Here is a 23,068-nt window from a genome sequence, read left to right as displayed (position 1 = left end):
TGCCGGGTTACCCACGGATTCAAGCCTGCGTTCGGCCAGCGTGGTTTAACGGGGCGCCTAGGATCAAAAGCAGATCAAGAGCGGCTCGCTTCGCATCGTGGTTACGGTTGGGTGCTACAGAGTGGTGTAGATACCTATGCCCCGATGAGGCCTTCAGCCCCACTACAAAACTCAAGGCTGCAACCCAATCCCGCGCAATATCACTCCGGTCACCGTCTGAATCGCCCGCTCAAACTGCATATCCGACAACGGCTGGTGATCATTCAGGATATTCACCTGGTGATCGAAGTCGGCATAGTGCTGGGTCGACGCCCAGATCATATACAGCAGGCTCGACGGTTCCAGCGGAAGGATGCGTTTGTCCTGCACCCACTGGCGGATTTTCGCTTCCTTCATCTTGGCCCAGTCGTACAGGCTTTCATCCAGCGCCTCACCGAGGGTCGGCGCGCCGTGGATGATTTCATTGGCCCAGACTTTCGAGCCATAGGGCCGCGTGCGCGAGCGCTGCATCTTGGCGCGAATGTAGCTGCTGAGCACCACGCGCGGGTCATCGAAGGTTTCGAAACTCAGGGCGTCCTGTTTCCACACCTCCAGCAGGTCGAACAGCACCGCGCTGTACAGCTCGCTCTTGGTGGTGAAGTAGTAATGCAGATTCGAGCGCGGCAGTTGCGCCTCTTTGGCGATGTCGGCCATGGCGGTGCTGCCATAGCCTTTTTCAGCGAAGACCTTCTCCGCTGCCAGCAGGATTTTCTCGACGTTGACCCGTCGAATGCCAATCTTGTGATTGCCCATAAGGGCTCCCTGACAACAACACGACCTAGAGACTACCATCGGCTCTAGATCGGGGCGACACGCCGAACCGAAACTTCGTACACTGGCGCCTTCTATCCTCTGATTGGTATTGAACAATGTTGATCAAGAAGTCCCTGACAACCGTCGCCCTGCTCGCTTCCCTGCTGGGCGCGTCCGCGGCATTTGCCCATGCGCACCTTGAAAGCGCCACGCCAGCCAAAGACAGCAGCGTGACCGCGCCGAAAGAGCTGCGCCTGACATTCAGCGAAGGCGTCGAAGCGACCTTCACCAAGGTGTCCCTGAGCAAGGACGGCACGGAAGTCGCGATCAAGGGCCTGGAAAGCCCGGACACCGACAAGAAAACCCTGGTGGTCACCCCTGCCGCTCCGCTGGCGGCCGGCACTTACAAAGTCGAATGGCACGCGGTCTCCGTCGACACCCACAAGAGCGAAGGCACTTACAGCTTCAAGGTCGGCCAATAATTCATGGCAACCCTGCTGGTGCTGTGCCGCTTCCTGCATTTCATCGTCGTGCTGCTGATGTTCGGGGCCTGTGTGTTCAGGCCTCTGCTGCTCGGGACGGCTGCGCTACCGGTACTCGACCGGCAATTGCTGCGCATCACCCGTGGCCTGGCCTGGGTGGGGCTAGGTTCCGGGATCGCGTGGCTGTTGTTGATCACCGCCAGCATGGCCGGCGGTTGGGACGCGGCGCTGCAACCGGCGACCGTCCAGCTGGTGTTGGGCAAGACCTTCTTCGGCCAGGTGTGGACCTGGCACCTGCTGCTGAACCTGCTGCTGGTGATCGCGCTGATCAAGCCCTGGCCGGCGCTGCGCCTGCCGCTGATAGCGCTGATGCTGGTGACCCTGGCACCAGTGGGCCACGGCGCCATGCTCGATGGGCTCAGCGGGCAACTGCTGATCCTCAATCAGGTGGTGCACTTGGCAAGCGTCGGCGCCTGGCTGGGTGGGCTGCTGTTGCTGGTATTGATCCTGCGCCAGACACCGCCGCTTGCGCTGCAGCCAATCCTGCGGCGCTTCAGCGGCGTGGGCTACGCCTTGGTGGCAGGCCTGCTGGTGACCGGTCTGATCAATGTACGCGTGCTCACCGGCCAATGGTGGCCTACCCCGCTGTTCGAAGGCTTTGCCTTGATCCTGCTGATCAAAGTGCTGTTGGTAGGGGGCATGTTGGCGCTGGCCTTGCTCAATCGGTTGCGCCTGGAACAGTGCGAACAGCGCGTGAGCAGCTTGAAGGCCAGTGTGATGACGGAATGGCTACTAGGTGTTGCAGCAGTAGCCGTTGTATCGCTGTTGGGCACGCTGCCGCCAATGGTCATTGCCGGCTGAACCGGGAATTCCCACGTCGTACTCCATTCAAATGCGGGAGGGCATACACCGCCCTCTGTAGGAGCGAGGGGGGCGCCTAGCTCTTGCTCGCGAAAAATATCAACGATAACGCGTGCTTCCTGAATGAGCGCGGTGCCTGTGAGCTTTTCGCGAGCAAGCTCGCTCCTACAAAAGCCTGCGGTGGCCAGTGAACGATGTATTTGCAGGCCGTCCCTCCCACCTTTGATCTCACTGGCTGGATGGGCGTTGACAACACAGGGAATCCCTCACACTATTTCCGCATAGTCATACGACAACCTACAACAAAAATCGGAATGCCCATGACCACCACCACGCCTACTCCTTTCAACCGCATCCTGCTTACCGGCGCCGCCGGTGGCCTGGGTAAAGTCCTGCGCGAACGCATGCGCCCCTACGCCACTGTGCTGCGCTTGTCAGACATCGCCGACATGGCCCCCGCCGCCGCCCATGAAGAAGTGCAACCCTGCGATCTTTCCGACAAACACGCCGTGCACCATCTGGTGGAAGGCGTCGATGCGATCCTGCACTTTGGCGGCGTGTCGGTGGAGCGTCCCTTTGAAGAAGTGCTCGGTGCCAATATCAGTGGCGTCTTCCACATCTACGAAGCCGCGCGCCGTCATGGGGTCAAGCGTGTGATCTTCGCCAGCTCCAACCACGTGATCGGCTTCTACAAGCAGGGCGAACAACTCGATGCCCATTCACCGCGCCGTCCGGACAGCTACTACGGCCTGTCCAAGTCCTATGGCGAAGACATGGCGAGTTTCTACTTCGATCGCTACGGCATCCAGACCGTGAGCATCCGTATCGGCTCGTCGTTCCCGCAACCACAGAACCGCCGGATGATGCACACGTGGCTGAGCTTCGACGACCTGACCCAACTGCTCGAGCGCGCGCTGTACACCCCAGACGTGGGGCACACCGTGGTCTACGGCATGTCGGACAACCTCGACACCTGGTGGGACAACCGCTATGCCGCGCACCTGGGCTTTGCCCCCAGGGACAGCTCCGAAGTGTTCCGCGCCCAGGTCGAGGCCCAGCCGCCGGTGGCGGACGATGACCCGGCCAGAATCTATCAGGGCGGCGCGTTCTGCGCGGCAGGCCCGTTCGGTGACTGAGTTCACGTAACCCAAGGGAATGAGTGGCGATGAGTGCAGAATTGATTGTCGACGCCCGCAACGCCGTCGGCGAATGCCCGGTGTGGGTGCCCGAGGAAAATGCCCTGTACTGGGTGGATATCCCCAACGGTCGGCTGCAGCGCTGGAACGCCGCCACGGGCCAGGTCGCAACGTGGCAAGCCGCGCAGATGCTCGCCTGTATTGCTCGCACTGACAAAGGCAATTGGGTCGCCGGCATGGAGTCCGGGTTTTTCCAACTGACCCCGCACAGCGATGGCAGTCTCGACACTAAGCCCCTGGCAAGTGTCACGCATCCACGCCCGGACATGCGCCTCAACGACGGGCGTTGCGACCGCCAGGGCCGTTTCTGGGCCGGCAGCATGGTGCTGAACATGGGCCTGAACGCCGCCGAAGGCATCTTGTATCGCTACGCAGCCGGCTCGGCGCCCCATGCCCAACTGGACGGTTTCATCACCTTGAACGGCCTGGCCTTCAGCCCCGACGGCCGTACGATGTACGCCTCGGATTCACACCCGTTGGTGCAACAAATCTGGGCCTTCGACTACGACATTGATACCGGCACGCCGTCCAACCGCCGCGTGTTTGTCGACATGCATCGACACCTCGGTCGGCCCGACGGTGCGGCGGTAGACGCGGACGGCTGCTACTGGATCTGCGCCAACGACGCCGGTTTGGTGCACCGCTTCACCCCGGACGGTCGCCTCGACCAGTCCCACCACGTACCGGTGAAAAAACCCACCATGTGCGCCTTTGGCGGCAGTCGCCTGGACACCCTGTACGTCACCTCGATCCGTGACGACCCGAGTGAGCAGTCACTGTCCGGCGGCGTGTTCGCCCTCAACCCAGGCGTCCAGGGGCTGCCCGAACCGCGCTTCATCCTCTAGCTGCAGCAGCGCCGCGCACGCGCTGGAAATCAAAGTTGACCAGGCGCACATGCGCAAGGTCATTGACGTCGAAATTGGCGACGAGCGCGGGTTGTGGGCTTGCAGTGTGTCAGTCTGAGCATCTTTGACTGACACACCGCCATCGGGGGCAAGTCCCCTCCCACATTCTGCTCCCTGTGTGTCAGGGTCAGGGGGGTGAATTTTTAAGGCGCCCGGCGGTGTCGATACTCACCACCACCGACAACCCCGGCCGCAACCGCTCACTCTCGGCCTGGTCCGGGTCCACGGTGATCCGCACCGGCACGCGCTGGGCGATCTTGACGAAGTTGCCGGTGGCGTTGTCCGCCTGCAACAGGCTGAACTCCGAGCCGGTCGCCGGGGAAATATGCTGCACTGTGCCGTGAAACCTGCGGTGGTTCAGCGCATCCACGGTAAACGTCACCGGCTGGCCGACCTGCACATTGTCCATCTGGGTTTCTTTCATATTGGCAATCACCCACAACTGCTTGGGCACCAGCGCCATCAACTGCGCGCCGGAGTTGACGTAGGCCCCGAGGCGCACGCCAATCTGCCCCAACTGACCATCCCGGGGCGCGGTGATGCGGGTGTTGGACAGGTCGATCCGCGCCAACTCCACCGCCGCCTCCGCGCTGGCCACCGCCGCCTCCAGGGAGCCGCGATTGACGATCACCGTTTGCAGGTCCTGCCGCGCGATTTCCAGGCTGGCCTGGGCCTGGGCCACGGCAGCGACCGTCTGGGCATTAGCGGCGCGGGTCACGTCCAGCTCACGCTTGGACACCGAGCCGTCGCTGATCAATTCTTCATTGCGGCGCAGGTCGGCGGTGCTTTTGCGCGCCTGGGCCTGGCTGTCGACCAGCGCAGCCTGACGCAGCTTGATGGTCGCTTCGGCGCTGTTGCGTTGCTGCACCACATTGGCCAGCGAAGCCTTTTGCACCGCCAGTTGCGCCAGGGCCTGGTCCAGGCGCTGCTTGTAGATGCGATCATCGAGGCGCACCAGCAGGTCACCGGCTTTCACATACTGGAAATCCTGCACCGGCACTTCGAAAACGTAGCCGCTGAGCTGCGGGCCGATGATCGTCACCTGCCCACGCACCAGGGCGTTTTCGGTGGTTTCCACGGCGCTGCTGAACGGCGGCAGTTGCCACGCGTACAGCACGATCAGCACGCCGACAATGGCAACGGCGGCAAAGCCCAGGGACGAAAGGATGCGCACTCGCAATGAACGCGGCTCGGTCACGGCGGCGCCCGGTGGCGTGGTGCCCTCGGGCGTGGAAGCGATAGCGTTGGTGGTCGTGGTCGTGGGTTCGGTCATGAAGAGGCGCCGACAGGTTGAACAGGAGGGGTTGCTGCTTTGGTGGTGCTCATCAGCCACAGGCTGCGGATAAAGATCCAGATCATGGTCAGGATCGCGATAATCGCAATCAACATGAAGACATCGTTGTACGCCATGACGTTCGCCTCGCGGGTGGCCGCCGTGGCCAGGCTGCGAATGCCCATGAGGTTGCGCAGCTCCGGGTCGGCGATGATGCCGCCATAGGCCGAGCCACCACTCTGCACCCGCGCCGCCACACGGGGGTCGAGCAAGGTCAGGTGCTCGACGATCATGCTCGAATGGTACTTCTCGCGCACGATCTGGAACGTGCCGAGCAGTGCCGCGCCGATCAGGCCGCCGAGGTTCTGGCAAATCCCGAACATCACCGAAAAACTCACCAGGTTGCGCGGGTTGGTCAATACATTCTTGGTGCCCAGCACCATGGTCGGCCCGAGAAAGAAGGTCCCGCCGAAGCCCAGCAGGAACTGGCTGATATACAGGTTCTGCGGCCGCGTCAGGTTGCTGGAAAAACTGTCCATCACCGACCCCGTCGCCATCAGCGCCAGGGAAATGATCAGCGGCATCAACAGATGCGCCGGGTTGATCGTCAAGGCGCTGACCACCAGCCCGGCAATCGCCCCGGCCAGCATCACCACGTACAAGGTGTGCATCTGCTGGTAACTCATGTTCAGCATCTGCATGAAACCCACCGCGCCGGTGGATTGTTCCGACAGCACCATCCGAATCAGGATCACCGCCAAGGCCAGGCGAATCATGGTGCCGCTGCCCAGCCAGCGGGTCATCAGCAGCGGGTTGGCGCGGTTATGCTCGATGGCCAACCCGGCCATGATCAGCACCAGCGAACAGGCCGAGGCGATGCCGATCCAGGGCGCTTCCAGCCACCAGTCGATGCGCCCCAGGGACAACACCGCGCAGAGCAAGGCAACGCCGGTGGCCAGGATCGCAAAGGTGAGGAAGTCGAGCTTTTCGAAGGTCTTGAACCGGTCGCCGGGCGGCAATTTCAGCAGGAACACACAGCCCAGGCAGATCAGCGCCAGGCCCAGCTCGAACAGATACAAGCCACGCCATTCGGCGATTTGCAGCAAATCTTCGGAGAACAGCCGCGCCAGGGGTAGCGCAAGCTGCGCGGTGCCCAGCCCCAGCACCAGGGCTTTGAGGCGCCACTTGGCCGGGAACGCCTGGATCATGTAGTACAAGCCCAACGAACTCAGCGCCGCCCCCACCATGCCGTGGGCCGCCCGCACGGCGATGGCCGAGTTGAGGTCGTTGACGAACAAGTGGCCGAAGGTCACCAGCGCATACAACACCAGAAACACTTCGGTAAACGCCCGCAGGCCGAACTGCTGGCGAAACTTCACCAGCAGCAGGTTCATGCACACGTTGGTCATCACATAGGCGGCGGGTAGCCAGGCCATTTCCGCCGTGGTCGCGCCCAGGGCGCCTTGCAGGTATTGCAGGTTGGCGATAACCAGCGCGTTGCCCAGGCCACCCGTGATTGCCACCAGCACACCCACCAGCGCAAACAGCCAGCGTTTGTGGGTGGGGTGCAGCGGCGTCGACGGCGAACCGGGCAGGCTCGGCCGCTCGTGGGGCTGCCAGGTGTGGGGGGTGTATTTATCCATTCGGTGACCTTGATGAACCGATTACTTGGAGAACAGTAACCTGAGGTACGTTCATCTCGCCATCTATCAAGCGTGCATGGTCAACACTGTTCAGTCGATCGTTCCTTTTTGATCGTTCCCACGCTCCGCGTGGGAACGATCATCAGGTCCGGAGCAAAGCATTCATCAGCATTCCAGCCGCCACCACTACACACAAACCGGCAAACCCCACTTGCAACGCACGCGCAGGAATCACTGAGCACAAGCGACGTCCGGCCAACATGCCGCCAATACTCGCCACAATAAATCCCCAGCCCACCGGCTCGATGTTCACCCCCGCATGAAAGGCCCCCACCACACCGATCAACGACAGCAGGCTGACCACCATCAACGAGGTCGCGACGATCCCGCGCATCTGCACATCGGTGAGTTGCTTGAACGCCGGTACGATCAGAAAACCGCCGCCCACGCCGAGCAAACCCGAGACCGCGCCGGTCACCGCGCCCAGTGCCGCCAGGGTGGCAGTGCATTTGGCGGTCCAGGCCAGGCGTCCGGTCTGCTGGTTGAGCATGCAGTTCTTCTGGCCCCAGGACGCCGCGCCATGGTCACTCGGCCCGGCTGCAACCTTTTCGCGCCGCACCATGCGCCAGGCCACCAGCACCATCAGGGCGCTGAACAAGCCCATCAGCACCGGCTCCGACAGTTGATGAGCGACGAACACACCGAGCGGTGAAAACAGCGCGCCCAGCAAGGCGATCAATAACGCGGCGCGATAACGCACCAGGCCATGGCGCAGGCCGTCAATCGCCCCCACCGCCGCCGCCGCGCCTACCGCAAGCAAGGACACCGGCGCGGCCTGGGTCATCGTCAAGCCCAGTCCCAGCACCAGCGCCGGCACCCCGAGGATCCCGCCACCCGCGCCGGTCAGGCCCATGACCAGGCCCATCAATACACCCAACACACTGGCCAGCAGCATTCAGTCCACCTTGCTCAGGCGGGTCAGCCACTCGCGGCCCTTGAGCATGCCGTTCCAGTAGAACCACGGCAGCAACGTGGCCTTGAGGAACCACATCGAGCGACGCGCGCGGGTGGGATCGAGGGGAAAGGTCGGCAGCAGCTTGCCGCCGTAGCCGAACTCGGCCAGCACCACCTTGCCCTTCTCCACCGTCAACGGGCAGGAACCGTAGCCGTCGTACTTGAGCGGCAGCGGCGCCTGTTTGCGCAGGGCCAGCAGGTTTTCGGCCACGACCACGATCTGTTTGCGCACCGCTGCGGCGGTCTTGGCGTTGGCGGTGCCGCACACGTCGCCCAAGCCAAAGATGTGCGCATAGCGCAGGTGTTGCAGGCTGTGGGGGTTTACTTCGCACCAGCCTGCGGCATCGGCCAGCGGGCTTTGGCGGATAAAATCCGGAGCGACTTGCGGCGGCACGACGTGCAACATGTCGAAGGCTTTCGCTTCGACGTGCACGTTGCCTTCGGCGTCTTTGACCTCGAACCAGGCTGTGCGCCCGGGGCCATCGACTTTTATCAGGTTGGCATTGAACGCCAGCCGTGCGTTGTATTTCTCGACGTACTTCATCAACGGCGGCACAAAGGTCGCCACGCCGAACAGCGCGGCACCGGCGAGGTTGAATTCGACGTCGATGTTTTTCAGGCTGCCCTGCCTGAGCCAGTGGTCGCAGGACAGGTACATGGCTTTCTGCGGCGCACCGGCGCATTTGATCGGCATGGCCGGCTGGGTGAAGAGCGCCTTGCCACCCTTGAGCTGCTGCACCAGTTGCCAGGTGTAGGCCGCGTGTTCGTAACTGTAGTTGGAGGTGACGCCGTGGCGACCGAGGGTATCCTGCAAGCCCTCGATCTTTTCCCAGGCCAGGCGCAGGCCGGGGCAGACAATCAGGTTGTTCCAGGTGACGCGCTGGCCGCTGTCGAGCACCAGGGTCTGCTCGTCAGGCAATAACTCGCTGGCAGCGGCCTGGATCCAGGTGACCCCGTTGGGCAGTACGTCGGCCAGCGGGCGCCGGGTCTTTTGCAGGTCGTAGGCGCCGCCGCCCACCAGGGTCCAGGCGGGCTGATAGCAATGGAAGTCGTTGGGTTCGATCAGGATGATGTTCAGTTGCGGGTCGCGCTTGAGCAGGCTGGCCAGCAGGCCGATGCCTGCCGAGCCGCCGCCGATGACGACGATATCGCCACTGATGGTGGGTCCCCAGTGTTGTTCGGTCATTGTCTACTGCCTTTTTGAGTCAATGCACACAAGGGTCGCTGCCGGATGGCGTCACGCCCAGCTTTTTATCACCGCGCCGCAGTACAGGCCGGACAGGGTCTTCATCACTTGAATCACTTCGTGGCTGGCCAGCCCGTAGAAGATGTATTTACCTTCCCGACGGGTGGCGACCAACCCTTCGTCCCGCAAAATGCCCAACTGTTGTGACAGCGTGGGCTGACGCACGCCCGTCTGGGCTTCGAGCTCGCCGACGTTGCGTTCGCCCAGGGTCAACTGGCAGAGGATCAACAAGCGGTCCTCATTGGCCAACGCCTTGAGCAAGGAACAGGCCTTGGACGCCGATGCACGCAATTGGGCGACCTCGCCCTCACTCAACGTAGATTCCATTTGCCTCGGCTCCTTTATCTCACTTAAGCTCAAAACATTATGTTTAAACGTAAACTGATTGTAACCACTTTTTTCTTCACCGGGGATAGCCGCCATGCCAGCGTTGATTCAAGCCTTTCTGGACGAGGCATCGTCGACCTACACCTACATCGTCTATGAAGCCGACGGCGGCCCCTGCGCCATCGTCGATTCAGTGCTCAACTACGACCCCGCGTCCGGGCGCACCCATACCGCACAGGCCGACAAGGTGATTGCCTTCGTGCGCGCGCATAGCCTGCAAGTGCAGTGGCTGCTGGAAACCCACGCCCACGCCGATCACCTGTCCGCCGCGCCGTACCTGCGCCGCACCCTGGGCGGCAAGATTGCGATCGGCCAGTCCATCAGCAAGGTGCAGGGTGTGTTCAAGCACCTGTTCAACCTGGAGCCGGAGTTCCGTGTCGATGGCTCGCAGTTCGATCACCTGTTTGCGCCGGATGAAATCTTTCATATCGGCGGTTTGCAGGCCCAGGCGCTGCACGTTCCAGGACACACTCCCGCCGACATGGCCTACCTGATCGATGGCCGCTTGATCCTGGTGGGCGACACCCTGTTCATGCCCGACGTCGGCACCGCCCGCTGCGACTTCCCCGGCGGTGATGCGCGGCAGTTGTACGCGTCGATGCGCAAGCTGCTGGCGTTCCCGCCTGAAACCCGGCTGTACGTGTGCCATGACTATCCACCCGAGGGCCGCGATGCCAGGTGCCGGACCACGGTGGCTGAACAGCGCGCGGAGAATATCCATGTGCATGACGGCGTGGATGAGGCGGCGTTTGTCGCGATGCGCACCACCCGGGATGCCGGATTGGGCATGCCGACGTTGTTGCTGCCGGCGATCCAGGTGAATGTGCGGGCGGGGCATATGCCGCCAGCGGAAGACAATGGCGTCACCTATCTCAAGATCCCGCTCAACCAACTTTGAAATGCGGTAAAAAAATGTGGGAGGGGGCTTGCCCCCGATGGCGGTGGGTCAGCTACAGATAAGCTGACTGTCACACCGCTATCGGGGGCAAGCCCCCTCCCACATGTTGTTCCGTGTTGAATCAGGAGCCCAGGTTTATGCCGTTGGCCGGCAACGGCAGCGCGGTTTTGTAGCGCACCTGCTTCAAGGCAAAACTGGAGCGGATATTCGCCACCCCCGGCACCTTGGTCAGAAAATCCATCATGAAACGCTCCAGCGACTGGATCGTCGGCACCAGCACCCGGATCAGGTAATCCGGGTCGCCGGCCATCAGGTAACACTCCATCACTTCCGGCCGGTCCGAGATTGCGCCTTCAAATTGCTGCAACGCCAGTTCATTCTGCTTTTCCAGGCTCACATGGATGAACACGTTGACATGCAGCCCCAGCAGGTCGGCGTCCAGCAGCGTGACCTGCTCGCGAATCAGCCCCAACTCCTCCATCGCCTTCACCCGATTGAAGCACGGCGTGGGCGACAGGTTGACCGAACGGGCGAGGTCGGCGTTGGTGATACGGGCATTCTCCTGCAGGGCGTTGAGAATGCCGATATCGGTACGGTCCAGTTTGCGCATGAGACAAAGTCACCTGTTTATTATGTTTATGCAGATTTTTTATCCGTAAATGATCGGGAGCGCAACGAAACACAGATAAATATTCTTCTACGCCACGCCTATGATTGTTGTAGGACAAGATTTCTTCTACCCGAAGACTGACTGTCAGCTAGCGCGCCCACTACAAGAAATTCACAAGATCGAGCGTAGAAAGCCATGACCCAGCCGTATGCACCGCTGCGCCTGCACGTTCCCGAACCCTCGGGCCGCCCAGGCTGCAAGACCGACTTCACCTACCTGCGCCTGACCGACGCCGGCCTGGTACGCAAACCCGCCATCGACGTAGAACCGTCCGACACCGCCGACCTGGCCAAGGGCTTGATCCGCGTGCTCGACGACCAGGGCCAGGCCCTGGGCCCGTGGGCCGAGGGCGTCAGCGCCCACGTCATGCGCAAAGGCATGCGCGCGATGCTCAAGACGCGCATCTTCGACAACCGCATGGTGGTCGCCCAGCGTCAGAAAAAAATGTCGTTCTACATGCAAAGCCTTGGCGAAGAAGCCATCGGCAGCGCCCAGGCCCTGGCCTTGAACATCGACGACATGTGCTTCCCCACCTATCGCCAGCAAAGCATCCTGATGGCCCGCGACGTGCCGCTGGTGGACCTGATCTGCCAACTGCTGTCCAACGAGCGCGACCCGCTAAAGGGTCGCCAGTTGCCGATCATGTACTCGGTCAAGGACGCTGGTTTCTTCACTATTTCCGGTAACCTCGCCACCCAATTCGTACAAGGTGTGGGCTGGGGCATGGCGTCGGCGATCAAGGGTGATACCAAGATCGCCTCGGCCTGGATCGGCGACGGCGCTACCGCAGAATCCGACTTCCACACCGCCCTCACCTTCGCCCACGTGTACCGTGCGCCGGTGATCCTCAACGTGGTCAACAACCAATGGGCCATCTCCACCTTCCAGGCCATTGCCGGCGGTGAAGCCACCACGTTCGCCGGACGCGGCGTCGGTTGCGGTATCGCCTCCCTGCGCGTCGACGGCAACGACTTTATCGCCGTGTACGCCGCCTCCGCCTGGGCTGCCGAGCGCGCGCGCCGCAACCTGGGGCCGACCTTGATCGAGTGGGTCACCTACCGCGCCGGTCCGCACTCCACCTCCGATGATCCGTCCAAGTACCGCCCCGCCGATGACTGGAGCCACTTCCCGTTGGGCGACCCGATTGCCCGCCTCAAACAGCACCTGATCAGGATTGGCCAGTGGTCCGACGAGGAACACGCGGCGGTCAGTGCCGAACTTGAAGCCGAAGTCATCGCTGCGCAAAAACAGGCCGAACAGTACGGCACCCTCGCCGGCGGCCAGATTCCAAGCGCCGCGACCATGTTCGAAGACGTTTATAAAGAGATGCCGGAGCACTTGAAGCGCCAGCGTCAAGAGCTGGGGGTCTGACATGAACGATCACAACAACAGCATCGAACTGGAAACCGCCATGACCACCACCACCATGACCATGATCCAAGCCCTGCGCTCGGCCATGGATGTGATGCTTGAACGGGACGACAACGTGGTGGTGTTCGGCCAGGACGTCGGTTACTTCGGCGGCGTGTTCCGCTGTACCGAAGGTTTGCAGACCAAGTACGGCAGCTCGCGGGTATTCGACGCGCCGATTTCCGAAAGCGGCATCATCGGCGTGGCAGTGGGCATGGGCGCCTACGGTCTGCGCCCGGTCGCGGAAATCCAGTTTGCCGACTACGTCTACCCCGCCACCGACCAGATTATTTCCGAGGCCGCGCGCCTGCGTTATCGCTCCGCCGGCCAGTTCACCGCGCCCCTGACCATGCGCATGCCGTGCGGCGGCGGCATCTACGGCGGCCAGACCCACAGCCAGAGTATTGAAGCGGTGTTCACCCAGGTCTGCGGCCTGCGCACGGTGATGCCGTCCAACCCCTATGACGCCAAGGGCCTGCTGATCGCCTCCATCGAAAACGATGACCCGGTGATCTTCCTTGAACCCAAGCGCCTGTATAACGGCCCGTTCGATGGCCATCATGACCGTCCGGTAACCCCGTGGTCGAAACACCCGCAAGCGCAAGTGCCGGACGGCTACTACACCGTGCCGCTGGACGTGGCCGCCATCGTGCGTCCGGGTTCGGCCGTGACCGTGCTGACCTACGGCACCACCGTGTATGTGTCGCAGGTCGCCGCCGAAGAAACCGGCATTGACGCCGAAGTCATCGACCTGCGCAGCCTGTGGCCGCTGGACCTGGACACCATCGTCAAGTCGGTGAAAAAGACCGGCCGTTGCGTGGTGGTGCACGAAGCCACGCGCACCTGCGGTTTTGGCGCCGAGCTGGTCGCCCTGGTGCAGGAGCACTGCTTCCATCACCTGGAAGCGCCGATCGAGCGCGTCACCGGCTGGGACACGCCCTACCCGCACGCGCAGGAGTGGGCGTATTTCCCAGGCCCGTCCCGAGTGGGCGCGGCGTTGAAACGGGTCATGGAGGTCTGAATGGGCACGCACGTTATCAAGATGCCGGACATTGGCGAAGGCATCGCGGAAGTTGAACTGTCGCAGTGGCATGTGAAGGTCGGCGACCTGGTCGTCGAAGACCAGGTGCTGGCGGATGTGATGACCGACAAGGCGATGGTGGACATTCCCTCGCCGGTCCACGGCAAGGTGATTTCCCTGGGTGGCGAGCCGGGTGAAGTCATGGCGGTGGGCAGTATTTTGATCAGCATTGAAGTGGAAGGCGCCGGTAACGCCAGGGAAGCGCCGGCCGTGGCCGCACCGGTGGAAAAAGCTGCGCCGGTGGTGGAGAGCAAGCCGGAACCGGTTCAAAGCAAGCCCGCGCCTGTCGCGGCCAAAGTCCAGGCGCCCGTGGCCCGGGAGGCCAATGAGCGCCCGCTGGCCTCCCCCGCCGTGCGTAAGCATGCCCTGGATGCGGGTATCCCGTTGCGCCTGGTACAGGGCTCCGGCCCGGCCGGACGGATCCTGCATGAAGACCTCGAGGCTTACCTTCAGCAAGGCGCCAGCCCAGCCTCGGCCGCCGCCAACCCTTACACCGAACGCAACGACGAGCACCAGATCCCGGTGATCGGCATGCGCCGCAAGATCGCCCAGCGCATGCAGGACGCCACCCGCCGCGCCGCGCATTTCAGCTACGTGGAAGAAATCGACGTCACCGCGCTGGACGAGTTGCGCGTACACCTCAATGACAAACACGGCGCCACGCGCGGCAAGCTGACCCTGCTGCCCTTTATCGTGCGCGCCATGGTGGTGGCACTGCGCGATTTCCCGCAGATCAACGCGCGCTATGACGACGAAGCCCAGGTCATCACCCGCCTCGGCGCCGTGCATGTGGGCGTCGCCACCCAGAGCGACGTCGGCCTGATGGTGCCGGTGGTGCGCCACGCCGAAGCCCGCAGCCTGTGGGGCACTGCCGAGGAAATCGCGCGTTTGGCCAACGCTGCGCGCAATGGCAAGGCCAGCCGCGAAGAGCTGTCGGGCTCGACCATCACCCTGACCAGCCTCGGCGCGCTGGGCGGCATCGTCAGCACGCCGGTGCTGAACCTGCCGGAAGTGGCGATTGTCGGCGTCAACCGCATCGTCGAGCGGCCGATGGTGATAAAGGGCCAGATCGTGGTACGCAAGATGATGAACCTCTCCAGCTCGTTCGATCACCGTGTGGTCGATGGCATGGACGCGGCGCAATTCATCCAGGCCGTGCGTGGCCTGCTCGAACAACCCGCCAGCCTGTTCCTGGAGTAAGGGCATGACTCAGACATTACACACCACGCTGCTGATTATCGGCGGCGGCCCTGGCGGTTATGTCGCCGCGATTCGCGCCGGCCAACTGGGCATCCCGACCATTTTGGTGGAAGGCCAGGCGCTGGGCGGCACCTGCCTGAACATCGGCTGCATTCCGTCCAAGGCCTTGATCCATGTAGCCGAGCAATTCCAGCAGACGGTACACCACAGCCAGGGCTCGCCACTGGGCATCGAAGTGGACGTGCCCACCCTGGACATCCGCAAGAGCGTGGAATGGAAAGACGGCATCGTCGACCGCCTGACCACCGGCGTCGCCGCGTTGTTGAAAAAGCACAAGGTGCAGGTGATCCATGGCTGGGCCAAGGTGGTGGACGGCAAGACCGTCGACGTGGGCGAGCAGCGCATCCAGTGCGAACACCTGCTGCTGGCCACCGGTTCGAAAAGCGTCGAGTTGCCGATGCTGCCGCTGGGCGGACCGGTCATTTCATCCACCGAAGCCCTGGTCCCGAACCACGTACCGAAGCGGCTGATCGTGGTGGGTGGCGGTTACATCGGCCTGGAACTGGGCATCGCCTATCGCAAGTTGGGGGCCGACGTCAGCGTGGTCGAGGCCCAGGAGCGCGTCCTGCCGGCCTACGATGCCGAGCTGACCCAGCCGGTTAACGAGTCGATCAAGCAACTCGGCATAAAGCTGTACCTCAAGCACAGCGTCAGCGGCTTTGCCGATAACTGCCTGCAAGTGCGCGACCCGAATGGCGACACCCTGTCGCTGGAAACCGATCAGGTGCTGGTGGCCGTCGGTCGCAAACCCAACACCCAGGGCTTCAACCTCGAAGCGCTGAACCTGGACATGAACGGCGCCGCGATCAAGATCGACAGCCGCTGCCAGACCAGCATGCGCAATGTGTATGCCATTGGCGACCTGAGCGGCGAGCCTATGCTGGCACACCGGGCCATGGCCCAGGGCGAGATGGTCGCCGAACTGATCAGCGGCAAAGCCCGCGAATTCAACCCGGCGGCGATTCCGGCGGTGTGCTTTACCGACCCGGAACTGGTGGTGGTGGGCAAGACCCCTGACGAGGCCAAGGCTGCCGGCCTGGACTGCATCGTGTCGAGCTTCCCGTTCGCCGCCAACGGGCGGGCCATGACCCTGGAGTCGAAAACCGGCTTCGTGCGGGTGGTGGCGCGGCGTGACAATCACCTGATTGTCGGCTGGCAGGCGGTGGGCGCCGGGGTGTCGGAGCTGTCCACTGCGTTTGGCCTGAGCCTGGAAATGGGCTCGCGCCTGGAGGATGTGGCCGGCACCATCCACGCCCATCCGACCTTGGGTGAAGCCGTGCAGGAAGCGGCGTTGCGGGCGTTGGGGCATGCGTTGCATCTGTAAAACCGTGGCGAGGCCATCGGGGGCAAGCCCCCTCCCACATTTGGAATGCATTTTAAATGTGGGAGGGGGCTTGCCCCCGATAGCAGTGGATCAGCCAATAGAGATGTGGAATGGTCCAACCGCCCGCTCCCACACCGGCCAAGAATGAAGTATTGTTGAGCCCATCCAGAAAAAAATCCGACTTGACCAGAGATTAGAGGGTGTCATGGGTAACGAAAGCATCAATTGGGACAAGCTGGGTTTTGACTACATCAAGACCGACAAGCGGTTTCTCCAGGTCTGGAAAAACGGCGAATGGCAAGCAGGCACCCTGACCGACGACAATGTGCTGCACATCAGCGAGGGCTCCACCGCCCTGCACTATGGCCAGCAGTGCTTTGAAGGCCTCAAGGCCTACCGCTGCAAGGACGGCTCGATCAACCTGTTCCGTCCGGACCAGAACGCCGCGCGCATGCAACGCAGCTGCGCCCGCCTGCTGATGCCGCATGTGTCGACCGAAGACTTCATCGAAGCCTGCAAACAGGTGGTCAAGGCCAACGAGCGCTTCATCCCGCCTTACGGCAGCGGCGGCGCGCTGTACCTGCGCCCGTTCGTGATCGGCACCGGTGAAAACATCGGCGTGCGCACCGCGCCGGAGTTCATCTTCTCGGTGTTCGCCATCCCGGTCGGTGCCTATTTCAAAGGCGGCCTGGTGCCCCACAACTTCCAGATCTCCACCTTCGACCGCGCCGCGCCACAGGGCACCGGTGCCGCCAAAGTGGGCGGTAACTACGCCGCCAGCCTGATGCCGGGCTCGGAAGCGAGGAAATCCGGCTTCGCCGACGCGATCTACCTGGACCCGATGACCCATTCGAAAATCGAAGAAGTCGGCTCGGCCAACTTCTTCGGCATCACCCACGACAACCAGTTCATCACGCCGAAGTCGCCTTCGGTGCTGCCGGGCATCACCCGCCTGTCGCTGATCGAACTGGCCCAGAGCCGCCTGGGCCTGACCGTGGTCGAGGGCGAGGTGTTCATCGACAAGCTCGACCAATTCAAGGAAGCCGGCGCCTGCGGCACCGCTGCAGTGATCTCGCCGATCGGCGGTATTCAGTACAACGACAAGATGCACGTGTTCTACAGCGAAACCGAAGTGGGCCCGATTACCCAGAGACTCTACCAAGAGCTGACGGGCGTGCAGACCGGTGACGTTGAAGCGCCGGCGGGTTGGATCGTCAAGGTCTAAGCCACTGCCTCAGCAACACTGCAAAACCTGTGGGAGGGGGCTTGCCCCCGATAGCGGTGGATCAGTCAATATTTTCAGTGACTGACACACTGCCATCGGGGGCAAGCCCCCTCCCACATTTGATCCCCAGTGTTTTCAGGATTGAGGGATATTCCCGGCAATCTTCTTGCCCATGCTGATCCTCGGCTCCACCCCATACCCCAACGCCTCGTAGAACCCCACCACTGCGTCATTGCCGCCATTGATCTGCAGGTTGATCTTCATGCAACCCAATGCCGTCAACGCCTGTTCCGCATGACGCACCAGCGATGATCCCAGGCCGTGGCGACGATAGTCGGCATGCACCGCCACCGAATACAGCCAACCACGATGGCCGTCGTAGCCGGCGAGAATCGTACCGATCACGGCTTTTTTATCGGTCGCGACAAAGAACAACCCGTCATTGACCGCCAGCTTTTTATCGATCGCCAGGCTCGGCAGGTTATGCGCGGTGTCATAGCCGAACGCCGCCTGCCATAACTCAACCACTTGCGCACGGTGCTGACGGTCGCGATACGGGCCGATGGGATGCCGGGACAGCAGGGCCTTTTCCATGACCAGCGTGCGTTCATTGCCATGATAGACATCGCGCACCGTGTGAAACCCCAGCTTGCTGTAGAACGGCTCGGCGGTCAGCGAGGACGGCACGCTCAACACCGTCACCCCGGCTTCGCGGGCGCGCAGTTCGATCTCGATCATCAACAGTCGCCCAATGCCCTGCCCTTGCAGCGCCGGGTTGACGAACACCGAGCGCACCACATTGGCATCAAGCGCGGCGGTGGCGACGATCAGCTGATCCCGGGTGGCCACCAGCACGACACGGCGCTTGAGCAGCGCCAGCACGGCCTCGGGCGTGAAATGACTGGCCACTCGGGCAATCACGTCCGCCGGGTAATCCTGTGCATTGCTGCTATGCAAGGCCGCCAGGATGACCTGGCTGATCCCTTCGGCATCGGCGGTTTGGGCAAGACGAACAGCGGTAGACATGATTGCTCCTGGCTGAGGGCGCTCTGACAGACACCACCATACCAAGCCCTACCCACATGTTCTAACTGTGCCCGCTTGAAATGCGTTTGCCGGGCTTGGTGCCCACCAGCCTGGCCTGTCCATCCTTCTGCTTGCCCGTGCGCGCCTCGCTGATCAGCCCGGGAATCAACTTGCCTTCCGGCAGGTTCTTCCAGAACCGGCTCGGCAGATGCCCTTCCATCACCTTGGGGTTCAAGCGCGCCGGGTTGAAGATGTGACTGTAATAGGTCAACCACATGGCGCTGTGCGGGTCGTCGACATTTTGCGCCAGTTGCTGCCACGCCTCGGGGCACCGGCGTTGGTGAATCAATTGCTCGCCGTCGTAATACACCCCATCCAGGGGCGTTGCGATCATCCAGCGATGCCGGCCCATGCGCCCGATAAAATGCTGGCTGGCACTGTGCAAAATATCATGGGCCGGCTCATGCCAGGCCACGTACTCCGGCAGCTCGGGCCCTGCCTCGGCCGGCAGTGCAATGAACCGCACAAACGCATGCAAGTGGTGGGCTTCACGGCTGACCTGCTTGATGCGGCGCTGCAACTCGCTGCCCAATTTGTCACCTGCCAACATGGCCGTGCGGTCGCCATGGCTGACCCGCCACAACACCTCATACAACAAACTCCAGCGCTGATCGCCCTGGTAGCAGGCAGCCGACTCCAGCAGTTGCAACAAGGCCTTGGGAATGCGCGCCTGGAACGGGCCCAACCCGGAAGGAATGGGCTCGTCGGTGGCAAACAGATCCGCCACCTCGGTTGCGCCCCAGCTCACCTGGCTGGGGTCGACCTGATGGCTGAGCAGCCAGCGCGCCTGTTCGCGCCAGGTGCTGAACAGGTTGTCGCATTCCAGGCTGATCATCCCCACAACCCCATCTGTTGCGGTTGCGGGCGATCGCGCAGCTGTTCGCGCAGCAACACACTGGTGCTGTCAGCCTGCTGTGGGTGGTAATCGCTGGTGATGAAAAACGGCTTGGCCTTGGCCAGCACACAGCGCATGCGCGCCAGGTCTTCGAAGCGGATCTTGCGTTCGCGGCGCAGGTCCACCAGGCGCTGGGTGGTGCGCAGGCCAATGCCGGGGATACGCGCGATCAAGGTCGGTTCGGCGCGGTTAAGATCGAGGGGGAACACCTCGCGATGCTCCAGGGCCCACGCCAGCTTGGGGTCGATATCCAGGGCCAGGTCGCCGGGGCCTTCGAACAGTTCATTGGCGCTGAAGCCGTAGCTGCGCAACAGAAAGTCGGCCTGGTACAAGCGATGCTCGCGCATCAACGGCGGCGCAGCAAGGGGCACGCTCTTGGGGCTGTTGGGAATCGGGCTGAACGCCGAATAATACACACGGCGCAGCTTGTAGTTGCCATACAAGGCTTCGGCACCGTGCAGGATGGTGCTGTCATCGGTGTCGTCGGCGCCGACGATCATCTGGGTGCTCTGCCCGGCCGGCGCGAAACGCGGTGCGCGGGGTTCGTTGAGCACCGTCTGTTCACCGGTGTAGATGGTCTGCATGGCCTGCTTGATCGAGACGATCTGTTTTTCCGGCGCCAGGGTTTGCAGGCTGGCATCGGTAGGCAGCTCGATATTCACGCTCAGGCGGTCGGCATAGCGCCCGGCCTCGGCGATCAACGCGGGGTCGGCTTCGGGAATGGTCTTGAGATGGATATAGCCGCGAAAATCGTGCTCCTCACGCAGCAACTTGGCGACCCGCACCAACTGCTCCATGGTGTAGTCGGCTGAGCGGATGATGCCGGAACTGAGAAACAGGCCGCTGACGCAATTGCGCTTGTAGAAGTCCAGGGTCAGGGTGACCACCTCTTCCGGGCTGAAGCGCGCGCGGGGCACATCGCTTGAACGGCGGTTGACGCAATACTGGCAGTCGTAGAGACAAAAGTTGGTGAGCAAAACCTTGAGCAGCGACACGCAACGGCCGTCGGGCGTATAGCTGTGGCAAATGCCCATGCCGTCGGTGGAACCCAGCCCGGCCTTGCCTTCGGAGCTGCGCTTGGGTGCGCCACTGCTGGCGCACGAAGCGTCGTACTTGGCGGCGTCGGCGAGAATGCTGAGCTTTTCGATCAACTGCATGGAGAGCTACCGATACTGGTTTTTTGTACAGTATCAGCAGCATCTGCTTGTCACAAGTACCGCCCGTAGGAGCGAGCTTGCTCGCGAAAAACGTCAACGATAACGCGCCCCTTCTGAATCAACCCGGCGCCCTCGCGTTTTTCGCGAGCAAGCTCGCTCCTACGGACTCAGATCAGCTTGCGGTGGCGAGCAGCAGGTCCTGCACCGAACGCGCGGTGCCACGGTTGCGATCGTTCTCGTACAACGACGCGGCAATTTCATCGGCGCGAATCGGCAGCACCGACAGCAACGTATCGCTCAAACCATGGCTGGCCTGGCTGAACCCCTGGATGTAGATGCCGGCGTTGCAGCGCTCGTCGGTGACGATGCGGTAGTCGCGGGCCACTTCGAAATCGCCTATGTAAGCTTGGAGCGGCGCGAGCAATTCGCGGTGCATCTGGCGTTCGTAACCGGTGGCAAGGATTACCGCATCGTAGTGATTCACGCAGGTTTCGCCAGTGGCGTTGTTGCGCAGCGTCAGTTCGATGCCCAGCGGGCCGGGGGTGGCCTTTTCGACCACGGTCATGGTGCGAAACGCCTGGCGCGCGATGCCGGATACTTTCTGGCGATAGAAGATGCCGTAGATGCGCTCGATCAGGTCCAGGTCCACCACCGAGTAGTTGGTGTTCTGGTACTCGGCGACCAGGCGCTCACGTTCGGCGCCGACTTGCTGGAATACCAGGTCGGTAAAGGCCGGCGAGAACACTTCATTGACGAACGGGCTGTCATCCGCCGGCTTGAGCGCCGAACCGCGCAGAATCAGGTCGACCTGCACCGACGGGAAGCTGTCGTTGAGGTCGATAAACGCTTCGGCGGCGCTCTGACCACCGCCGATCACCGCGATGCGCATCGGCTTGCCGTCGACACAGGGCTGGCCGGCCATGCGCTCCAGGTACTGGGAATGGTGAAATACTCGGCTATCGCCCTTGAGCGCCTTGAAGGCCTCGGGAATACGCGGCGTGCCACCGGCGCTGACCACCACCGAGCGTGTGGTACGCACATGCTGCTCGCCCAGCGCATCGCGGGAAATCACGCGCAGCGCTTCAACCTGTTGCTGGTGCAGGATCGGCTCGATGGCCAGTACCTCTTCGCCGTAGCGGGCCTGGGCCTGGAATTGCCCGGCGACCCAGCGCAGGTAGTCGTTGTACTCCATGCGGCACGGGTAGAAGGTGCCCAGGTTGATGAAGTCCACCAGGCGGTCGTGGGCCTTGAGGTAATTGACGAAGGAATACGGGCTGGTGGGGTTGCGCAGGGTCACCAGGTCCTTGAGGAAGGAAATCTGCAATTCGCTCTGGGTCACCAGGGTATTGCCGTGCCAGCGGTAGTCGGCCTGTTTGTCGAGGAACAGTACGTCCAGTTTGCCCTGGGCTTTCTCACGCTCCTGCAAGGCGATGGCCAGCGCCAGGTTCGAAGGGCCGAAGCCAATGCCGATCAGGTCGTGAACCGCGGGCGAAGCAATTGCCTGTGTCATTCCAGTGTCCTCTGGATAAGCCCCTTGGCGGTTGGGGCGGAATACCTTCATGGCCTGAACAACAGGCCGTGTGTTGATAGGAAACGAGGACAGTGAAATAAAATTTAACTAACAGCGCTTCAGTGCGCTTCCCACTCACGCATGCGCAACCGGCAGTGCTTCATGGCATTGACGATGTGCTTTTCCACCAGCGCGCGGGAAATGCACAGGCGCTCGGCGATTTGCAGGTGGGACAGGCCGTCGAGTTTGCGCAACAGGAAACTGTCGCGGCAGGCCGCCGGCAGCTCGGCCAGGGCGCGTTCGAGCATCTCCAGGCGCTGGCTCTGGTCGTGGCTGGCGTGGGGTGAACAGGGTGCGAAGCGTTCTTCAGCGTCCAGCACCTCCAGCGGCTCCACCTGGCGCAGGGCGTTGCGCCGATGGCCGTCGATCACCAGGTTCAGCGCGGTGCGGTACAGGAACGCGCGCGGCTGTTCGATCGGCGTGTCACTGGAGCGCTCCAGCACCCGCACATAGGCGTCATGCACCACATCCTCGGCCACCTGACGGTTGCCCAGCTTGGCGTTGAGGAAACACACCAGCTCGCGATAGTAGTTTTCCAACATGACTCCTGGCCCCATGGCCGTGGTGCGGACGATGCCAACCTGCGTAGAAACACAGCCATCAATGATGGCAGTTTGAGTGTGTGCAATTTATAGTAATTCTCATCTACTTTTAAAGAAGTCTCGCATCAACGGTCGATTTTTTTCTTCGCTC

At 62.1% G+C, this 23,068-nt stretch carries 22 protein-coding genes; 10 read left to right on the top strand and 12 right to left on the bottom strand.

Annotated features, from left to right (window positions below):
- Positions 1 to 171: 171 nt before the first annotated feature.
- Positions 172 to 792, bottom strand: coding sequence for a TetR/AcrR family transcriptional regulator (locus tag J1G34_RS09910; RefSeq protein ID WP_065884845.1), 621 nt, complete (start codon positions 790 to 792; stop codon positions 172 to 174).
- A gap of 116 nt (positions 793 to 908) precedes the next feature.
- Here J1G34_RS09910 and copC point away from each other — a divergent pair, with 116 nt between their 5' ends.
- The 4 genes from copC to J1G34_RS09890 all read left to right on the top strand — a co-directional run bounded on the left by copC (position 909) and on the right by J1G34_RS09890 (position 4,176).
- Positions 909 to 1,274, top strand: coding sequence for a copper homeostasis periplasmic binding protein CopC (gene copC, locus J1G34_RS09905; RefSeq protein ID WP_222993921.1), 366 nt, complete (start codon positions 909 to 911; stop codon positions 1,272 to 1,274).
- Between the two features lie 3 nt (positions 1,275 to 1,277).
- Entirely contained in the window at positions 1,278 to 2,135 is an 858-nt protein-coding gene (copD, locus tag J1G34_RS09900; RefSeq protein ID WP_222993919.1) for a copper homeostasis membrane protein CopD, read from the top strand.
- 320 nt (positions 2,136 to 2,455) lie between these two features.
- Positions 2,456 to 3,271 (top strand): NAD-dependent epimerase/dehydratase family protein, encoded by an 816-nt coding sequence (locus tag J1G34_RS09895; protein ID WP_122561104.1) that lies wholly within the window; start codon positions 2,456 to 2,458, stop codon positions 3,269 to 3,271.
- A 29-nt stretch (positions 3,272 to 3,300) separates the two neighbouring features.
- Positions 3,301 to 4,176 (top strand): SMP-30/gluconolactonase/LRE family protein, encoded by an 876-nt coding sequence (locus J1G34_RS09890; RefSeq protein WP_065891774.1) that lies wholly within the window; start codon positions 3,301 to 3,303, stop codon positions 4,174 to 4,176.
- Positions 4,177 to 4,363: 187 nt separating this feature from the next.
- Here J1G34_RS09890 and J1G34_RS09885 read toward each other — a convergent pair whose 3' ends face one another.
- From J1G34_RS09885 to J1G34_RS09865, 5 genes are all read right to left on the bottom strand, one after another.
- A complete protein-coding gene (locus J1G34_RS09885; RefSeq protein WP_065891775.1) occupies positions 4,364 to 5,509 on the bottom strand; it encodes an HlyD family secretion protein in 1,146 nt (381 codons plus the stop codon).
- Positions 5,506 to 7,152, bottom strand: coding sequence for an MFS transporter (locus J1G34_RS09880; protein ID WP_065896796.1), 1,647 nt, complete (start codon positions 7,150 to 7,152; stop codon positions 5,506 to 5,508). Before J1G34_RS09880 ends, J1G34_RS09885 begins: the two co-directional genes overlap by 4 nt.
- A 142-nt stretch (positions 7,153 to 7,294) precedes the next feature.
- On the bottom strand, positions 7,295 to 8,107 hold the full coding sequence (locus J1G34_RS09875; RefSeq protein WP_222993917.1) for a sulfite exporter TauE/SafE family protein: 813 nt from the start codon (positions 8,105 to 8,107) through the stop codon (positions 7,295 to 7,297).
- The gene (locus tag J1G34_RS09870; RefSeq protein ID WP_222993915.1) at positions 8,108 to 9,352 is read right to left on the bottom strand and encodes an FAD/NAD(P)-binding oxidoreductase; all 1,245 of its coding nucleotides are present in this window, start codon (positions 9,350 to 9,352) and stop codon (positions 8,108 to 8,110) included.
- 51 nt (positions 9,353 to 9,403) lie between these two features.
- Complete coding sequence (locus J1G34_RS09865) at positions 9,404 to 9,739, bottom strand: ArsR/SmtB family transcription factor (RefSeq protein WP_057007617.1); 336 nt, start codon at positions 9,737 to 9,739, stop codon at positions 9,404 to 9,406.
- Between the two features lie 94 nt (positions 9,740 to 9,833).
- On the opposite strand from J1G34_RS09865, the gene J1G34_RS09860 reads away from it, so the two are divergent.
- Positions 9,834 to 10,697 (top strand): MBL fold metallo-hydrolase, encoded by an 864-nt coding sequence (locus J1G34_RS09860; RefSeq protein WP_222993913.1) that lies wholly within the window; start codon positions 9,834 to 9,836, stop codon positions 10,695 to 10,697.
- A gap of 121 nt (positions 10,698 to 10,818) precedes the next feature.
- On the opposite strand, the gene bkdR is transcribed toward J1G34_RS09860, so the two are convergent.
- A complete protein-coding gene (gene bkdR / locus J1G34_RS09855; protein ID WP_065891861.1) occupies positions 10,819 to 11,307 on the bottom strand; it encodes a Bkd operon transcriptional regulator BkdR in 489 nt (162 codons plus the stop codon).
- Positions 11,308 to 11,502: 195 nt separating this feature from the next.
- Between bkdR and J1G34_RS09850 the strand changes: the two genes are divergently transcribed.
- The 5 genes from J1G34_RS09850 to J1G34_RS09830 all read left to right on the top strand — a co-directional run bounded on the left by J1G34_RS09850 (position 11,503) and on the right by J1G34_RS09830 (position 17,667).
- Positions 11,503 to 12,738 carry a 3-methyl-2-oxobutanoate dehydrogenase (2-methylpropanoyl-transferring) subunit alpha gene (locus tag J1G34_RS09850; RefSeq protein WP_222993911.1) on the top strand — a complete coding sequence of 412 codons (1,236 nt, stop codon included), beginning with the start codon at positions 11,503 to 11,505 and terminating at the stop codon, positions 12,736 to 12,738.
- A 1-nt stretch (position 12,739) separates the two neighbouring features.
- Positions 12,740 to 13,798, top strand: coding sequence for an alpha-ketoacid dehydrogenase subunit beta (locus J1G34_RS09845; protein ID WP_065884833.1), 1,059 nt, complete (start codon positions 12,740 to 12,742; stop codon positions 13,796 to 13,798).
- Positions 13,799 to 15,058, top strand: a complete 1,260-nt coding sequence (locus J1G34_RS09840; RefSeq protein WP_222993909.1) for a dihydrolipoamide acetyltransferase family protein — start codon at positions 13,799 to 13,801, stop codon at positions 15,056 to 15,058.
- 4 nt (positions 15,059 to 15,062) lie between these two features.
- On the top strand, positions 15,063 to 16,442 hold the full coding sequence (gene lpdA / locus J1G34_RS09835; protein WP_065896800.1) for a dihydrolipoyl dehydrogenase: 1,380 nt from the start codon (positions 15,063 to 15,065) through the stop codon (positions 16,440 to 16,442).
- A 205-nt stretch (positions 16,443 to 16,647) separates the two neighbouring features.
- Positions 16,648 to 17,667, top strand: a complete 1,020-nt coding sequence (locus tag J1G34_RS09830) for a branched-chain amino acid aminotransferase (RefSeq protein WP_065891857.1) — start codon at positions 16,648 to 16,650, stop codon at positions 17,665 to 17,667.
- Between the two features lie 135 nt (positions 17,668 to 17,802).
- On the opposite strand, the gene J1G34_RS09825 is transcribed toward J1G34_RS09830, so the two are convergent.
- The 5 genes from J1G34_RS09825 to J1G34_RS09805 all read right to left on the bottom strand — a co-directional run bounded on the left by J1G34_RS09825 (position 17,803) and on the right by J1G34_RS09805 (position 22,917).
- A complete protein-coding gene (locus tag J1G34_RS09825; protein WP_122463720.1) occupies positions 17,803 to 18,693 on the bottom strand; it encodes a GNAT family acetyltransferase in 891 nt (296 codons plus the stop codon).
- Positions 18,694 to 18,754: 61 nt separating this feature from the next.
- A complete protein-coding gene (locus J1G34_RS09820) occupies positions 18,755 to 19,588 on the bottom strand; it encodes a TIGR03915 family putative DNA repair protein (RefSeq protein WP_065884829.1) in 834 nt (277 codons plus the stop codon).
- Positions 19,585 to 20,805, bottom strand: a complete 1,221-nt coding sequence (locus J1G34_RS09815) for a putative DNA modification/repair radical SAM protein (RefSeq protein ID WP_065891856.1) — start codon at positions 20,803 to 20,805, stop codon at positions 19,585 to 19,587. The genes J1G34_RS09820 and J1G34_RS09815 overlap by 4 nt, the downstream gene beginning before the upstream one ends.
- A gap of 172 nt (positions 20,806 to 20,977) precedes the next feature.
- Positions 20,978 to 22,315, bottom strand: coding sequence for a lysine N(6)-hydroxylase/L-ornithine N(5)-oxygenase family protein (locus J1G34_RS09810; protein WP_065896802.1), 1,338 nt, complete (start codon positions 22,313 to 22,315; stop codon positions 20,978 to 20,980).
- A gap of 119 nt (positions 22,316 to 22,434) precedes the next feature.
- Positions 22,435 to 22,917: a sigma-70 family RNA polymerase sigma factor gene (locus J1G34_RS09805; RefSeq protein ID WP_065884826.1), complete on the bottom strand. Its 483-nt coding sequence runs from the start codon at positions 22,915 to 22,917 to the stop codon at positions 22,435 to 22,437.
- Between the last annotated feature and the right edge of the window lie 151 nt (positions 22,918 to 23,068).

Source organism: Pseudomonas sp. Wu6, assembly GCF_019891515.1.
Taxonomy (GTDB): domain Bacteria; phylum Pseudomonadota; class Gammaproteobacteria; order Pseudomonadales; family Pseudomonadaceae; genus Aquipseudomonas; species Aquipseudomonas orientalis_A.
This window is presented reverse-complemented; position numbering and strand designations above follow the sequence as displayed.

Bases quoted from the DNA above. Each gene is read 5' to 3' on its own strand.
- J1G34_RS09910 (WP_065884845.1), bottom strand. From the start codon at position 792: ATGGGCAATCACAAGATTGGCATTCGACGGGTCAACGTCGAGAAAATC.
- copC (WP_222993921.1), top strand. From the start codon at position 909: ATGTTGATCAAGAAGTCCCTGACAACCGTCGCCCTGCTCGCTTCCCTG.
- copD (WP_222993919.1), top strand. From the start codon at position 1,278: ATGGCAACCCTGCTGGTGCTGTGCCGCTTCCTGCATTTCATCGTCGTG.
- J1G34_RS09895 (WP_122561104.1), top strand. From the start codon at position 2,456: ATGACCACCACCACGCCTACTCCTTTCAACCGCATCCTGCTTACCGGC.
- J1G34_RS09890 (WP_065891774.1), top strand. From the start codon at position 3,301: ATGAGTGCAGAATTGATTGTCGACGCCCGCAACGCCGTCGGCGAATGC.
- J1G34_RS09885 (WP_065891775.1), bottom strand. From the start codon at position 5,509: ATGACCGAACCCACGACCACGACCACCAACGCTATCGCTTCCACGCCC.
- J1G34_RS09880 (WP_065896796.1), bottom strand. From the start codon at position 7,152: ATGGATAAATACACCCCCCACACCTGGCAGCCCCACGAGCGGCCGAGC.
- J1G34_RS09875 (WP_222993917.1), bottom strand. From the start codon at position 8,107: ATGCTGCTGGCCAGTGTGTTGGGTGTATTGATGGGCCTGGTCATGGGC.
- J1G34_RS09870 (WP_222993915.1), bottom strand. From the start codon at position 9,352: ATGACCGAACAACACTGGGGACCCACCATCAGTGGCGATATCGTCGTC.
- J1G34_RS09865 (WP_057007617.1), bottom strand. From the start codon at position 9,739: ATGGAATCTACGTTGAGTGAGGGCGAGGTCGCCCAATTGCGTGCATCG.
- J1G34_RS09860 (WP_222993913.1), top strand. From the start codon at position 9,834: ATGCCAGCGTTGATTCAAGCCTTTCTGGACGAGGCATCGTCGACCTAC.
- bkdR (WP_065891861.1), bottom strand. From the start codon at position 11,307: ATGCGCAAACTGGACCGTACCGATATCGGCATTCTCAACGCCCTGCAG.
- J1G34_RS09850 (WP_222993911.1), top strand. From the start codon at position 11,503: ATGACCCAGCCGTATGCACCGCTGCGCCTGCACGTTCCCGAACCCTCG.
- J1G34_RS09845 (WP_065884833.1), top strand. From the start codon at position 12,740: ATGAACGATCACAACAACAGCATCGAACTGGAAACCGCCATGACCACC.
- J1G34_RS09840 (WP_222993909.1), top strand. From the start codon at position 13,799: ATGGGCACGCACGTTATCAAGATGCCGGACATTGGCGAAGGCATCGCG.
- lpdA (WP_065896800.1), top strand. From the start codon at position 15,063: ATGACTCAGACATTACACACCACGCTGCTGATTATCGGCGGCGGCCCT.
- J1G34_RS09830 (WP_065891857.1), top strand. From the start codon at position 16,648: ATGGGTAACGAAAGCATCAATTGGGACAAGCTGGGTTTTGACTACATC.
- J1G34_RS09825 (WP_122463720.1), bottom strand. From the start codon at position 18,693: ATGTCTACCGCTGTTCGTCTTGCCCAAACCGCCGATGCCGAAGGGATC.
- J1G34_RS09820 (WP_065884829.1), bottom strand. From the start codon at position 19,588: ATGATCAGCCTGGAATGCGACAACCTGTTCAGCACCTGGCGCGAACAG.
- J1G34_RS09815 (WP_065891856.1), bottom strand. From the start codon at position 20,805: ATGCAGTTGATCGAAAAGCTCAGCATTCTCGCCGACGCCGCCAAGTAC.
- J1G34_RS09810 (WP_065896802.1), bottom strand. From the start codon at position 22,315: ATGACACAGGCAATTGCTTCGCCCGCGGTTCACGACCTGATCGGCATT.
- J1G34_RS09805 (WP_065884826.1), bottom strand. From the start codon at position 22,917: ATGTTGGAAAACTACTATCGCGAGCTGGTGTGTTTCCTCAACGCCAAG.